Consider the following 13,742-nt stretch of genomic DNA (forward strand, 5'->3'; position numbering starts at 1 on the left):
ACCTTAGCCCGCGCTGAGGAACCCCCGGCCCACCCGGCGGTCACATGGCCCGTATTCGGGGGGCCGGGCCCGTCTTTCTCGAGGACGCGCGCGTCTTTGAGGCGTCCCGCTCGCAGCTCTTCCCACATGTGGCGGCGTCTCGGCTTGCCGCTGGACGTCTTTCTGATCAGCCCGCTGCGCCCGGTGACGACGGTGATGGCGACCTCGTCGCCGAGTGCGCCGCGCAGGACCAGCGTGGCGTCCTCCACCCACGCGCCCTCGGCCATCTCCGCGAACAGCGTCACCGAGGTGCCGCCGGTACCCTCGACGCCGACGACCGCGCACTTCTCCCGGGCGATCCCGGTCGCGGAGACCACCTTCGCCTCCAGGTCCTCCATATAGACGCTGCGTCCGCGCGCCTTGAGGCTGTCGCCCATCCGGCCGAGCACGAACAGCTCGCCGCGGTGGAAGAACCCGGCGTCCCCGGTCCTGATGCCGCCGTCGACGAACCGGGTGGAGCCGGTGCGCCCGGCATGGTAACCGCTCGTCACCGAGGGGCCCGTCACCTCGATCTCGCCGAGGTGCCCGTCGGGCAGGGCCCGTCCCTCGTCGTCGACCACCGTGGCGCCCACCCCGTCGCCGGGGCCGCCGCAGCCGATCAGCCAGCCGTCCTCAACGTCGGAGGACGTCTTCGTAGAGCTCGCGAACTCGCCCTCCTCGTCGATGGTGACGGGGCCTCCGAAGCACAGCGTGGCGGTGTCCACGCGCACGGTCGGCGCGGGAGCGTCGGAGGTACGGACGGTCACCGCGAGCGTCGCCTCGGCGAGCCCGTACGACGGCAGGTAGACGGACGGGGAGAATCCGGCGGGCGCGGCGAGCCTGGCGAAGTGCTCCAGCGCACGGGGGTCGATGGGTTCGGCGCCGACGATGGCGTTGCGCCACGCGGACAGATCCAGGTCCGCGAGCCGGTCGCCGAGCCGCCGGGCCGCGTACTCGAACGCGAAGGGCGGGGCGGCGGTGTGCGCGGCGACGGCGAAGCACCGCAGCCAGCGGGCCGGATCGCGGATGAACTGCTCGGGGCGCATGAGCCACAGATCGTCCTGGACGCTCACGGGGGTGAGCAGACAGCCGATGAGCCCCATGTCGTGGTGGAGCGGCAGCCAGGAGGCCCCGGCGTCGCCCGCGCGCCAGCCGAGTGTGCTGCGGATCAGCGCGAGATTGGCCTCCAGGTTCGCCCAGGTGACCCGGACCCCGCGGGGCCGGCTGCTGGAGCCCGAGGTGAACTGGAGGAGGGCGAGTTCGCCGGGTTCGCGGGGCTGGACCTCGTCGCCGTCATCGCGCCAGATCCACGGCTCGCGGTCGGAGCCCGCGGCGGCCAGTACCCGCTCGGCCAGGGGGGCGAGGCCCTCTGCCGTGATGGTGACGGCGGCCTCGATCTGCCGCAGGATCCCGGCCGCGTGCTCCACGTACTCGGCCTCGGCGGCGAACGACGGCGGGGGGATGAGGCAGACGGTGGCGCCCGCGGCCCAGACGCCGAAGAGCGACGACAGACACGGGAAACCGGTGGGCAGGAGGACACCCACCACGTCGCCGGGGCGTACCCCCTGTGCCGCCAGCGATCCGGCCACCCGCCGTGCGGAGGCGGCGAGTTCGGGGTATCCGTGGAACTCCCAGCCGCCTCGGTCGTCGGCGAGGTGGATGCCTCGGCCGTGGAGGTCTCCGGCAGCCGTCCGAGGAGGATCCGTCAGCCAGGAGAGCGGTGTGTCACTCACTCTTCGCGTCCTTCGCCTTCTCGGCCTCGGCCTCGGCCCCGCTGTCCGTTCCGGTCCCGGTGTCGGTTTCGGACGGTGTGCCGGTTTCGGCCGGGGTGTCGTCGTCCAGGAACGTGATCGCCCCCGTGCCTCCGTCCACCCTCAGCCGCATACCGGTCTCCATCTCCGTGACCGCGCCCTTGACCTGGACGACCGTCGGAATGCCGAGCTCACGGGCGACGATCGCCACATGCGTCAGCGGGCTGCCCCGCTCGATGATGAGCGCCGAGGCGGACGGCAGTGTGGCGACCCAGCCCGGATCCGTGCGATAGGTCACCAGGACACCGCCGTTCACATCCACCGGAGTGTCCGTGACGACGGCGCGGGCCTCCACCACACCGGGGCAGGACGGGGTGCCGCGCAACTCCCGGACGCCGGTGCGTGCCACGCCCCCCTTCACAAAGCCGGCCCGCTCCAGATTGCCCCGCCAGTACGCGGCCCCACGGGTGGTGAACCGGGACGGCGCGGACAGCTGCTCGTCCTCGGCCTGCTGACGCTTGCGCAGCTCCACGAGGCCGCGCAGATCGGTGTGCGCCGTCGTGCCCTCGTAGGCGCCCCGCAGCTCCTCCAGGCGCAGGAAGAAGACATCGTTCCAGTGGTCGATCGCCCGCATCCTGGCGAGATCGCGGCCCATGGCGCGCAGCATCCGCTTCGCCGAGCCGAAGGCGCGGGTGCGGCAGAACCTCAGCCGCTCCCGGTTGTAGAGGGAGGTCTGTGCCTTGCGGCGGACGACGTTGTAGAGCATCCGCCGTGGCCCGCGCAGGTGCTCGTCCAGATAGGCGTCGGCCTTGTCGCCGGAATGGGCGTCCACCTCGGGCAGCGCGGCACGCACCATGGCGAACAGGGTCGACGGGTCCTCCCGCAGATCGGGCACTTCGAGCTTGAGTTCGTCGAGGCTGCGATAGCCGTACGCGGCGACGTACTCGTCCACCGAGGCGAGGAACGCGGTGTGGCCGCCGTCGCGCAGCGCCTGATAGGTGTCCGCGGCCGGGGTCTCCTGGATGAGGCGGCTCAGTTCGGCGTCGTCACGGACGGTGGCGGCGAGGGCCGACAGCGCACGGGCGGGTTCGATGGACTCCACCCGGGAACCGGGGCTGGCGGCGCTCCAGGTGAGCCACTCGGGGGCGTCGGGCAGCCAGCCCCTGTTCAGCAGGGCGAGTGCGCCGATGGACCAGAGAATCGTCGCGTCCAGGGTCTGCATCGGACCCCACTTCTCCAGCAGGTCCTTCTCCAGCGCGCGGAATCGCCGGTAGACGTCCTGGCCCTCCATCGCGTCGTAGTCGACGTTGTCGAACTCCTCGTAGGCCTTGTAGAAGTAGGCCATGAATCGTTCTACAGAGCGGTTCATGGTGAGGAAGCGACGTACGAAAGCGGCCACTGTCCTCGCGCGGGACAGCCGGCCGCGCAAGGAAGAGGAGAAAGTGTACGGGTAGATGGTCTCGGCCATTTCGTCGTCGAGTGGCTCCTCGACGCCGATCGCGACCTCAAGTACTTTCCTGTTGAGTTTGTACAGTGGCGCGATCCGCACCATCCGGTACCAGTGGAGCAGGTTGTAGTACACCCGGCCATGGAAATAGCCGAGCATTTGAGGAGCCCATTCCTCGATCTCGCGCAGTGCGTCGGGCGGGACCCGGAGCCCTCGGGCGTAGTATTCGTAGACCCTGCCGTAGACATTGGCCGCGAAGCTGTAGGTCAGCGGTGAAACGATTCCGGAGAAGCTCTCGATGATGTTGGCGTTGTCCCAGATCCGGAGTTCGCCTTCACTCGGCCCTAACTCATCCTCCGATGGCTGGATCGCATCCGGCAGCGCGGTGATCGGGCGGGCCTGTAAAATCCACAGGGCGTCATCAGCGAGCGCCCACTCGATGTCCTGCGGAGTGTCGAAGACCGCCGCGATGTGTGCCCCGGCCTCGTGCAGCCGCGCTATGTCCTTCGGCTCCAGCGACAGCTTCTCCCGGTCGGCCCGCTCCACTTCGGCGACCAGATATCCGGAACCCGCCGGGTTCAGGTGGTAGCGCTCCCGCTTGTCGCCGAGCACGGTGTCGTCCACCGCGCCCGTGGCGCCGTCGAGGACGACGGTGTCGGCGTCCACCGCGCCCGATACCAGGCCCTCGCCCAGTCCGTACACGGAACTGACCACATGCTGCCGCCGGTTGCCGGTCACCGGGTTGGCGGTGAACATGACGCCGCTGCGCTCGGCATCCACCATGTCCTGCACCACGACGGCGATGCCCGCGTCGCGCGGCGGCAGCCCGTGGCGCAGCCGGTAGTGCAGCGATCGCTCGGAGAACGCCGAGGCCCAGCACTTCTTGACGTGCGCCATCACCTCGGGGAGCCCGGACACATTGAGGAAGGTGGCGAACTGTCCGGCGAAGGAGAGCTCCGAGCCGTCCTCCTCGACGCCGGAAGAGCGCACCGCGACCCGGGGGCGCCCGACATGCGCATACGCTTCTTCGACGACCGACGCGGCCTCGTCGCTCAACTCCCCCGACTCGATGATTTCGGCCAACTGCCGGGAGATTCGGCTCGCATTGTCCTGGGTGACCTCGGCGAGGAGATCCTGGATGCGTCCCGCCTCGTCGAGTGCGGTGATGAATTCCTGGAACACATCGAGCCCGACGACTGCCCACCGGGGGACGGCGAGCCCGTTCCTGGAGAGCTCATGGAGATTCCTCCCCTTCCCGCCCGCCAGCTTCGCAGCCTCACCTGGGAGGCTGTCGTCGACTATGGCTCGCATCGGTTTCCTTGACCTCCGGGCACGCATGTCGCGAAACACACCCCGCTTGATCACGAGGAAGTTTCACCGTACCCCACGGGTCTGGCGATCGCGATCCTTCCCCCCTCTTTATACAAGGCCACTTCATGACGTCCCTGGCCACTTCATGACGTCCTGATTGAACTGGCCACTTCATGACGTCTTGATTGAAGACGCCCTGAAACTTTGGCTGGTTGCTACGCATTTCCCTAGCGATTGTCGGCCACCACCCCTGGCGCTCGGCGTTCGCTGGGGGTAGTAGTGAGCTGGTAACCCTAGGATCCTTGCCATTGCCCCCCGCCCCGTTTCCTGCCCCCACGCCCTTTGTTCTCCCCGGCCGGTGGCGAATCCCTGGTGGGCCGCATAGTGGCCACTAGTGGCCGCCGGCTCATGGACGCCGGAGAACTGAGCGGACACTGGACAACTGGAGAAAAAACGATGTCCCTCCTTCCTCCCGGCTCCCGGCAGCCCGCCCTTCTGCAGACCATGCGCATGCGCGACCCGGTCCACTACTTCGCGTCACTTCGGCGGCGCTACGGTCCGGTGTTCCGCATGCAGCTGATCGGTTTCCCGCCCCAGGTGGTGGTGTCCACCGCGGAACTCGCCGCGGAGATCTACAGCACGGACGGCGACGGCAACCGGGCCGGGGCGCTGCGCGCGGGATACGTGCCCTGGCTCGGCGACTATTCGCTGTTCACGAACGACGGCGAGCCGTGGTGGCGGCACCGCAAGCTGCTCAGCCCGGCCCTGCACGGCCGGTCCATCGCGAGCTACCCGGACCTCATCGCCGAGATCGCCGCGGAGGACATCCGGACGTGGCCGCTCGGCAGGCCGTTCGCGCTCCAGGAGCACATGCAGGCCATCACGCTGGAGGTCACCCTGCGGCTGGTCTTCGGGATCCGCGACGTCACCCAGCTGGCCCGGCTGCGGACGTTACTCCTCACCCTGTCCAAGGCCAGTGGCTCCCCGCTCCTGTTCCTGATGCCCGCGCGACTGCGGGCATGGGCGGAGAAGTCAGCGCTGGCGATGCGCGTACCGGTGCTGCCGACGACCCGCACCATGAAGGCCAGCGCGGCGGTGGACGAGATCCTCTTCGCCGAGATCGCGCGGCGCAGGGACGAGGAGGACGGCGGCGCCACCGATGTGCTGGGGCGGTTGCTCCAGGCGCGGGACGACCAGGGCCGCTCGATGAGTGACCAGGAGATCCGCGATGAGCTGCTCACCCTGTTGGAGGCCGGACTCGAGACCACGGCGACCGGCCTCTCCTGGGCCTTCGAACGGTTGATGCGTTCCCCGGACGTACTGCGGCGGCTGCAGGAGGAGTTGGCGCGCGGCGAGGACGACAGCTACCTCGATGCGGTCGTCAAGGAGGTGCTGCGGCTGCGCCCGGTGATCACCGGCTCGGGGCGGCTGCTGGACAGGCCGCTGCGGCTCGGCGGATACGAGATCCCGGCCGGATGGGTGGCCATCCCCATGTTCTCGCTCATCCACCAGGACAGCGAGGCGTATCCGGACCCCGAGGAGTTCCGGCCGGAGCGGTTCCTCGGCGAGGGCGCCCAAGTGGCGCAGAAGTCGTTCCTGCCGTTCGGCGGCGGCCGGCGCTACTGCGTCGGCGCGCAACTCGCCATGATGGAGATGAAGGTGATCATTCGGGAGGTGCTGCGAAGGGTGGAGCTGACCGCCGCCGACCCCGCGCCGGAGGCCCAGCGCATGTGGCACGTCACCCTGGTCCCGGGAAAGCGCGCGGTCGCCGTGGCCCGCGAGCAGCCACTGAACCGCGCGCCGTTGAGCGAGGAGCCGAGGTGCCCCGTGCACCCGGCCCCGTCCGAATAGGCCATCACCCGCGCGGTGGGTCCGTGGCCGCGAGTCGGTCGCCGAGGGGACTTCGCCGGTACAGCACCTGCCGTCCGTGGCGCGCCCGGGTGACCAGCCCCGTGGCGTACAGGACGCGCAGGTGCTGGGACACGGCGCTCGGAGTCACCCTCAGGCGGCGGGCGAGCTCAACCGTGGGCAGGGGCTCCTCGAGGAGGCCGAGGAGCCTCGCCCGGGGCGCGCCGATGAGCGACACCAGCGCGGGCGCGTCGTGGGTGGGCTCCGAGGCCCACAGCGTCGCCACGCCACGGCTGGGGTAGACCAGCGACGGAGGCTCCTCCGGGCTCACCGGTGGCGCGGGCTTGTGCGCGAAGACGGAGGGCAGGAGCAGCAGCCCTCGCCCGGATGCCACGACACTGTGGCTGCTGATCATTTTGGCGATGTGCAGCACTCCGTTGTGCCAGCGCAGATTGGGATGCATATCGGCGAAGAGCAAGCGGGCGCCTCCCATGGCCAGTCGGCGCGCGCGGTAGGTCATGTCCGCCTCCACGACGAGTCGCATCCGCGGCCACATCGGCTTGACGGCGATCTCCCAGTACTGGCGCAGCAGAGCGCAGATGGTGTCGCGGAGCCCGACGACGGATGCGTCGTCGGTGGCGGTGGCATCGCGCAGCGCCGGGGGCGGCGGGTCCGGCGCGTGCGTGGCCAGCAGATCGCGGCGGACCAGGCCGGGAGGGGTCTGCCGGACGACGGCGAGTTCGTCCTCGAAGTCCGGGGCGAAGCTCGTGGGCCGTGGGGTCAGAAAGTCCGGCAGGGTGCGTCGCCGCGCCACCAACGACATCAGCAGGTCGGTGTCCAGGGCGCCGAGTCCGCCCAGCACGGATCTGCGCCACGGCAGATGCACCGCGGACAGGCCCGGATCGTGCAGCACCCGCAGGCTGAACACCGTCTCGTTCAAGGGCGATACGGCGAACCGCGTGTCCGCCAGGTCCTCGACATCGAGCACAAAGCTGATCATTAAGCCATACGCTACATCGATTGGCAGCGGAGCTCCGGTGCCATGGACTTCGGCCCATGACACATCCCACGACACGTTCCGTGAGACACCGCCCGCGTGTGCGGACCCCGCGTGTGCGGACCCCGCGTGTGCCGACCCCGCGTGTGCCGACCCCGCGTGTGCGGACCACGGCCGGATGAGCCGCCGCATGGTCCTGCTCCTCGCCATCACCTGCGCGGTGGCGGTGGGCAACATCTACTTCCCGCAGGCCATCGGCCCGCTGGTGGCCGACGGGCTGCAGGTGTCCGCCGACTCGGCCGCCGTGGTGGTGACCGCCACCCAAGTCGGCTACACGGCCGGAATCGTCCTGCTGGTGCCGCTCGGCGACCGGGTTCCGCACCGTACGTTCCTCGTCGTCCTGCTCGGCCTCACCGGTCTGGCGCTGTTCGCCGCCGGGTGCGCGCCCGCCCTGCCACCCCTCGTCGCCGCCAGCGCCCTCGTCGGCCTGACCACCGTGGCGGCGCAGATCGTCGGCCCGCTGGCGGCCGGTCTGGTGGCCGCCGACCGCCGGGGAGCGGTGATCGGCACCCTGCTGAGCGGATCGACCGGCGGCATGCTGCTGGCCCGCACCTTCAGCGGCACCCTCGGCGAGTGGCTGGGCTGGCGGGCCCCCTATCTCGTGGCCGCGGTCCTGGCCCTGCTGCTCGCCACCGTCCTGGCGTTCGCCGTCCCCGCCTCGACCCCGGCCTCCCGGCAGTCCTACCCCGCGCTCCTGGCCGAACCGCTGCGCCTGCTGCGCACCGAGCCGGAACTGCGCCGCTCCTGCTGGTACCAGGCGACCGTCTTCGCCGGATTCTCGGCCGTCTGGACCTGTCTGGCGCTGCTCCTGACCAGTCCCGCCTACGGGCTCGGCGCACAAGCCGTCGGCATGCTCGCCCTGGTCGGCGGGGCGACCATGCTGTGCACTCCGCTCGCCGGGCGCCTGGTGGACCGCCGGGGGCCCGATCCGGTGAACCTCGTCTGCCTGCTCGGGGTGCTCCTCTCCGCCGCGATCCTCGCCGTGGGTGCCCTGGGCGGGACGCCGGGCCTGGCCGCCCTGGCGGTCGGCACCCTGCTGCTGGACGTGGCGATGCAGTCCGGCATGGTGGCCAACCAGGCCCGCGTCTACGCCCTGCGCCCGAACGCCCGCGCCAGGCTCAACACCGCCTATATGACCTGCGCCTATCTGGGCGGCAGCGCGGGTTCCTGGCTCGGCGTACGCGCCTGGGAGCGGGCCGGCTGGTGGGGCGTGTGCGCACTCGTCGCACTTCTCACCGCCCTCGCCCTGGTACGCCATCTGCCGGCCCCGCGCCGGCCTCGGGAGAGCCTGCCGGTTCCGGCTCGGGCTCCATGCCGTAACACGGCCCCTACGCCTCCGGACCCTCCCCGTGCAGCGCGGTGAGGAGCTCCTTCGTGGTGAGGATGGCATGGGCGAAGGTGGGGCCGTTCAGCTCGTGCGCGGAGTGCATCATCTCGGGTTTGAAGGCGGCTGTGGCGTCGCGGACCAGTGTGACGTGGTAGCCCAGCTCCATGGCGAACCGGCCGGTGGACTCGACGCAGGTGTTCGCCAGCAGCCCGACGAGGATCACATGGGTGATGCCGTGCTGCTTGAGCTGCATATTCAGGTCGGTGTTGGCGAATCCGCTCTGCGCCCAGTGCTCTTGGACCACCACCTCCCCCGGCCCCGGCCGGAAGTCGGGATGGAACTCCCCGCCCCAGGTGTCCCGGGCGAAGCTGTGCCGCACCATGACGTTCCGCTGGGTCGGGTTGGGGTGGTCCCACGACTCGTAGTCACCCGGCTCCCAGCGGCGGTGCGGGACGAACACCACCCGCACCCCGGCCCGCCGGGCGGAGCCGACGATGGCCCGCAGGTTGTCCAGCAGACCGACCTCCCGCGCGACGCCCTCCACGGCCGGCCAGATCTTGCCTCCCTCGGAGAGGAAGTCGTTGTAGGGATCGACCAGCAGCACCGCCGTCCGCCGGGGGTCACAGGTCTCGGCCATGACGTCTCCTCCGTGCGCTCGTGGAAGATCACTCATCGCCTGAACAGGCACATCCTGAACGCTCCGAGTACCCATCCGTCGCCGTTCGAACGCCGCACGGCATACCCACCCACTTCCGGGACACCCTCGGCGCCCCCCTATAGTAGGTAGACCTACCTACCTAATCTGCCAGGGTGTATGCGATGAGTGAGACCGGTGTGAGGACGACGGGGCCCGGGAGGCGGCGGCCGGCGCGGGAGCGTCTGCTGGCGGCCGCCGCGCGCCGCTTCTACGCCGACGGCGTGACGGCGACCGGGATCGACACGATCACCGCCGAAGCGGGCGTGGCGAAGATGAGCCTGTACAACAACTTCTCCTCCAAGGCCGAGCTCGTCAGGGCCTATCTCGACGCCCGCCACGAGGAGTGGCTGGCGATGTACCGGGCACGGCTGGAGCGGGCCGAGGGCCCCCGCGACGGCGTACTCGCGGTCTTCGACGCCTACGCCGATCACGCGGCGTTCGCCTACGAGCGCGGCTTTCGCGGCTGCGGCCTGCTCAACGCGGCCGCCGAGCTGCCCGCCGGGGACGAGGGGCGGACCGTGGTACGCCGCCACAAGGAGGAGGTCGAGCGGCTGATCGCCGGTCACCTCGAGGAGCTGCTGCCCGAGCGCCCCGACAACGCCCGGACGATGGCGGAGCACCTGGCGTTCCTGCTGGAGGGCGCGATGGCGCGGGCCGGTCTGGAAGGGGACGACAGCCGTCTGCGGCACGCCCGCACGATGGCGGCGGCCCTGCTGGACCGGCTGTGACGGCCCCCGGACCCGGCGCCCGCGCTTCGGCGGGCGCCGGGTCGTTGTGCGTGCTCGCCGCGTCCGTGCTGTGGGGCACCACCGGCACCGCGGCCACCTTCGCCCCGGACGTCGGCCCCCTCGCCATCGGCGCCGTCGCCATGGGCCTCGGCGGACTGCTCCAGGCCCTGGTGGCCGCTGCCCGCATCGCCCGCCAGGCCCCGCGGCTGCGTGCCCGGCGCGGCACCGTACTGCTCGGCTCGGTCGCGGTGGCGGCCTACCCCTTGGCGTTCTACAGCGCGATGCACCTGGCCGGAGTGGCCGTGGGCACCGTGGTGTCCATCGGCATGGCCCCGCCGGCCTCGGCCGTGATCGAACGGGTCATGGACCGGCGCCGGCTGACGCGCCGCTGGAAACTCGGCGCCGCCCTGGGCCTGTTGGGCACCCTCATGCTGTGCGCGGGACAAGCCGCCGGGGCCCCCGGCGGCGCGGAGCGGACATCCACGGCGGCCACAGTGCTCGGTGTGGGCCTGGGGCTCATCGCGGCCACGACCTACGCCCTCTACTCCTGGGCGGCGCACCGGCTGATCACCCAGGAGGTCACCTCGCGCGCGGCGATGGGCGCGGTCTTCGGCGTGGGCGGACTGCTCCTGGTGCCGGTCCTCGTGGTCACCGGCGCCCCGCTCCTGGACTCCGGGTCCAACATGGCCGTCGGGGCGTACATGGCGCTGGTGCCCATGTTCGCGGGTTACGTCCTGTTCGGCTGGGGGCTGGCGCATGTGCCCGCCAGCACGGCGACCACGCTCTCCCTGCTGGAACCGGCCGTCGCGGCCGTCTTCGCCGTGCTGGTCATCGGCGAACGCCTCCCCGCCGTGGGCTGGGGCGGTATCGCACTCGTCCTCGCCTGCCTGGCCGTCTTCACGGCCCCGGCGGGCGTCTCCAGGCGGCGCCGACAGCGGCGAGACGGCGTGCCGCCGCCGCGGCGCACAGCGGTGGAGCACACCGCCGCTCAGTCGGACCCGGCGCCGTAGCGGAATCCCGCCCGACGGCAGGCCGTCCGCCGTGCGGTGATGTCATTCGGCCCGCCGCGGGCCGGAGAACCTCTCCGCGAGCTCGCGATGCCTGTCGGCGGCCGGCTTCGCCTCGGCCATGCTGATGGTCGATCCGGCCATCCCTCCCAGACGTTCGGCCTCGTCCGCGAAGCGCAGATGCTCCTGCCGCGCATGCTCACGGCAGGCGAGGCAGGTGACGCTCTCCGGGCGCGGGGACGTCATCGCGTACGGCGCCCGCAGTCCGCATCCGATTTCGACGAGGCTCGGCAGGTCACCGGCCAGGCCGAATGTGGATGCCATCAGCTCGCGGACGGCGGCCACGCCGCGGACGACCTTCGACTCGACATGGATATGCGGATCGTCCCCGCCCAATGGGTCCTCCTTGCCACGGCACCGTGGCGGGCCCGGGTGCCCCCCCGCGCCGGCCGGGGTGGGGGGGGGGTCTCCCCCCGGCCGGCGCGCGGGCGCCCCCGGTGGGCCCGCCGCCGATGGACCCGCCACCGATGAGCCCGCCCCCGGTGGGCCCGCCGCCGATGGACCCTCCCTCCGTGGACCCTCCGCCGATGAGCCCGCCCCCAATGAGCCCACCCCCGATGGACCCACCGCCAACGGGCCCGCCTCCCGTGCGCTCGCCGCCGCCAACGGGCCCGCCGCCAACGGACTCGTCACGACTTGGTCGCCCCGGCCGTGAGCCCCGCCACCAGATGGCGCTGGGCCCAGGAGAACACCAGCGCCGCCGGGATGGCGATCATGACGGCGGCGGCCGTCATGGAGCCCCAGTCGGAGGTGTACTGGTTGACGAAGGTCTGGAGCCCCGCGGCGAGGGTGAGGTTCTCCTCCCCCGTCATGAAGGCGGAGGCGTAGGCCACCTCGGCCCAGGCGGTGATGAAGGTGTAGAACGCGGTCACCGCGAGCCCCGGTTTGGCCAGCGGGACGACCAGCCGCCAGAAGGTCCCGAAGGGGTTGAGCCCGTCGACCCGGCCCGATTCGTCGATCTCCACCGGGATGGTGTCGAAGAAGCCCTTCATCATCCAGGCACAGAACGGCACGGCCACGGTGAGGTAGGTGACGATGAGCGAGATCGGCTGGTTGAGCCAGCCCAGCGTCGACATGATGTTGTACAGCGGCACGATGAGGATGGCCACCGGGAACATCTGGGTGATCAGCAGCAGCCACATCAGCGGGCGCATCCCGGGGAACCGGAAGCGGCTGACGGCGTAGCCGGTGGTGGCCGCGACGAAGACGCCCAGGAGCGTGGTGATGACCACGATGAAGAGCGAGTTGCCGAACCAGGTGAGGAACTCGGTGTCGCCCAGGACGTGTTGGTAGTTCCGCAGCGTCGGGTCCTTCACCACATCGGTGCTGAACGCCTCGCTCTTGGGCTTGAACGAGGTCACCACCAGCCACAGCGGCGGGAAGACCGCGACCGCGGAGGCGATGACGAGCGTGGTGTGCAGCCCGACGGAGGCGAGCGGGCCGCGTCGTTGGTCGCGCATGGCTACCACACCTCTCCCTGTTTGCGGAGCGAACGGCGGTAGATCACCGCGAAGAGCATGAGGATGAGCAGGATCAGCACACCCCAGGCCGAGGCACCGGCGAAGTCGCGCGGGCTGTTGACGAAGGAGAGCCGGTAGGCGTACGTCACCAGGATCTCGGTGGAGTCGCCGGGTCCGCCGCGGGTCAGCAGGAAGATCACCGGGAACATGTTGAACGTCCAGATGGTCGACAGCAGGATCACGGTGGAGCTGACCGAGCGCAGTCCAGGCAGGGTGATGTGGCGGAACCGCTGCCAGGGGCTCGCCCCGTCCATCTCGGCGGCCTCGTAGAGCTCACCGGGGATGGACTGCAGCCCGCCGAGCAGCGCGACCAGCATGAACGGCACCCCGAGCCAGATGTTCACGGCGATCACCGAGACCTTGGCCATGGTGGGGTCGTTCAGCCAGGGCACCGCGTCGATCCCGCCGCCGTGCAGCACCTTGTTGAGGATGCCGTTCTTCTCGTTGTAGAGCAGCCGCCAGGCGAAGACGGAGACGAAGGCGGGGACGGCCCAGGGCAGGATCAGCAGCGACCGGTAGAGGGCGCGCCCGGCGAACCGCCGGTTGAGCAGCACGGCGAGGCCCAGGCCGAGCGCGAAGGTGAGCGCCACACAGCTGACGGTCCAGGTGACGGTCCAGCTCAGCCGGTCCCAGAAGACCTGGTCCTTGAGGATCGCCTGGAAGTTGTCGAGGCCGACCGTCCGGTAGGTGGCGGGGATGTGGTTGATCCCGATGGTGCGCTCGACGTTGGCCTCGTTGGCGTCGGTCAGTGACAGATAGACGCCGCGGACCAGCGGATAGCCGATGATCAGCCCGATGACGAGCACGACGGGCGCGACCATGGCCCAGGCGTACCAGTGGCGGGCGAGCGCGTCGCGGATCCGGCGCGGCGGTGGGGTACCCGCCTTGTGAACCCGGCCGCCCCGGGCGGGGGGGGCGCGTGGCGCGCGCGGCGCGGGCCGTTCGGGGGGGGGGGTGGGTACGCATGATGG

The 13,742-nt window shown here is 70.6% G+C and carries 11 protein-coding genes; 4 read left to right on the top strand and 7 right to left on the bottom strand.

Going from position 1 to position 13,742, the window contains the following annotated elements; genetic code table 11:
• Both ACFXB5_RS39260 and ACFXB5_RS39265 read right to left on the bottom strand, forming a co-directional pair.
• Positions 1-1,751, bottom strand: a 1,751-nt coding sequence (locus tag ACFXB5_RS39260; RefSeq protein ID WP_385217644.1) for an AMP-binding protein, incomplete at its 3' end; no start/stop codon positions are given.
• Positions 1,744-4,527 (bottom strand): phosphoenolpyruvate synthase, encoded by a 2,784-nt coding sequence (locus ACFXB5_RS39265; RefSeq protein WP_385217647.1) that lies wholly within the window; start codon positions 4,525-4,527, stop codon positions 1,744-1,746. The genes ACFXB5_RS39260 and ACFXB5_RS39265, both read right to left, overlap by 8 nt.
• A 456-nt stretch (positions 4,528-4,983) precedes the next feature.
• On the opposite strand from ACFXB5_RS39265, the gene ACFXB5_RS39270 reads away from it, so the two are divergent.
• Positions 4,984-6,378, top strand: coding sequence for a cytochrome P450 (locus ACFXB5_RS39270; protein WP_385217648.1), 1,395 nt, complete (start codon positions 4,984-4,986; stop codon positions 6,376-6,378).
• Positions 6,379-6,382: 4 nt separating this feature from the next.
• On the opposite strand, the gene ACFXB5_RS39275 is transcribed toward ACFXB5_RS39270, so the two are convergent.
• Positions 6,383-7,375: an ArsR/SmtB family transcription factor gene (locus ACFXB5_RS39275; protein WP_385217651.1), complete on the bottom strand. Its 993-nt coding sequence runs from the start codon at positions 7,373-7,375 to the stop codon at positions 6,383-6,385.
• Between the two features lie 175 nt (positions 7,376-7,550).
• On the opposite strand from ACFXB5_RS39275, the gene ACFXB5_RS39280 reads away from it, so the two are divergent.
• A complete protein-coding gene (locus ACFXB5_RS39280) occupies positions 7,551-8,795 on the top strand; it encodes an MFS transporter (RefSeq protein WP_385217653.1) in 1,245 nt (414 codons plus the stop codon).
• On the opposite strand, the gene ACFXB5_RS39285 is transcribed toward ACFXB5_RS39280, so the two are convergent.
• Positions 8,761-9,396 (bottom strand): isochorismatase family cysteine hydrolase, encoded by a 636-nt coding sequence (locus tag ACFXB5_RS39285; protein WP_385217655.1) that lies wholly within the window; start codon positions 9,394-9,396, stop codon positions 8,761-8,763. The two genes, ACFXB5_RS39280 and ACFXB5_RS39285, sit on opposite strands and share 35 nt — an antisense overlap.
• 182 nt (positions 9,397-9,578) lie before the next feature.
• On the opposite strand from ACFXB5_RS39285, the gene ACFXB5_RS39290 reads away from it, so the two are divergent.
• Positions 9,579-10,184, top strand: coding sequence for a TetR/AcrR family transcriptional regulator (locus ACFXB5_RS39290; RefSeq protein WP_385217658.1), 606 nt, complete (start codon positions 9,579-9,581; stop codon positions 10,182-10,184).
• On the top strand, positions 10,181-11,194 hold the full coding sequence (locus ACFXB5_RS39295; RefSeq protein ID WP_385217661.1) for a DMT family transporter: 1,014 nt from the start codon (positions 10,181-10,183) through the stop codon (positions 11,192-11,194). The genes ACFXB5_RS39290 and ACFXB5_RS39295 overlap by 4 nt, the downstream gene beginning before the upstream one ends.
• A 42-nt stretch (positions 11,195-11,236) precedes the next feature.
• On the opposite strand, the gene ACFXB5_RS39300 is transcribed toward ACFXB5_RS39295, so the two are convergent.
• The 3 genes from ACFXB5_RS39300 to ACFXB5_RS39310 all read right to left on the bottom strand — a co-directional run bounded on the left by ACFXB5_RS39300 (position 11,237) and on the right by ACFXB5_RS39310 (position 13,592).
• The gene (locus ACFXB5_RS39300) at positions 11,237-11,587 is read right to left on the bottom strand and encodes a hypothetical protein (RefSeq protein WP_385217665.1); all 351 of its coding nucleotides are present in this window, start codon (positions 11,585-11,587) and stop codon (positions 11,237-11,239) included.
• A gap of 293 nt (positions 11,588-11,880) precedes the next feature.
• Positions 11,881-12,711, bottom strand: a complete 831-nt coding sequence (locus ACFXB5_RS39305) for a sugar ABC transporter permease (RefSeq protein ID WP_037959686.1) — start codon at positions 12,709-12,711, stop codon at positions 11,881-11,883.
• Positions 12,712-12,713: 2 nt separating this feature from the next.
• A complete protein-coding gene (locus ACFXB5_RS39310; protein ID WP_385217677.1) occupies positions 12,714-13,592 on the bottom strand; it encodes a carbohydrate ABC transporter permease in 879 nt (292 codons plus the stop codon).
• Between the last annotated feature and the right edge of the window lie 150 nt (positions 13,593-13,742).

Source organism: Streptomyces sp. NPDC059455 (assembly GCF_042750115.1).
GTDB lineage: Bacteria > Actinomycetota > Actinomycetes > Streptomycetales > Streptomycetaceae > Streptomyces > Streptomyces endocoffeicus.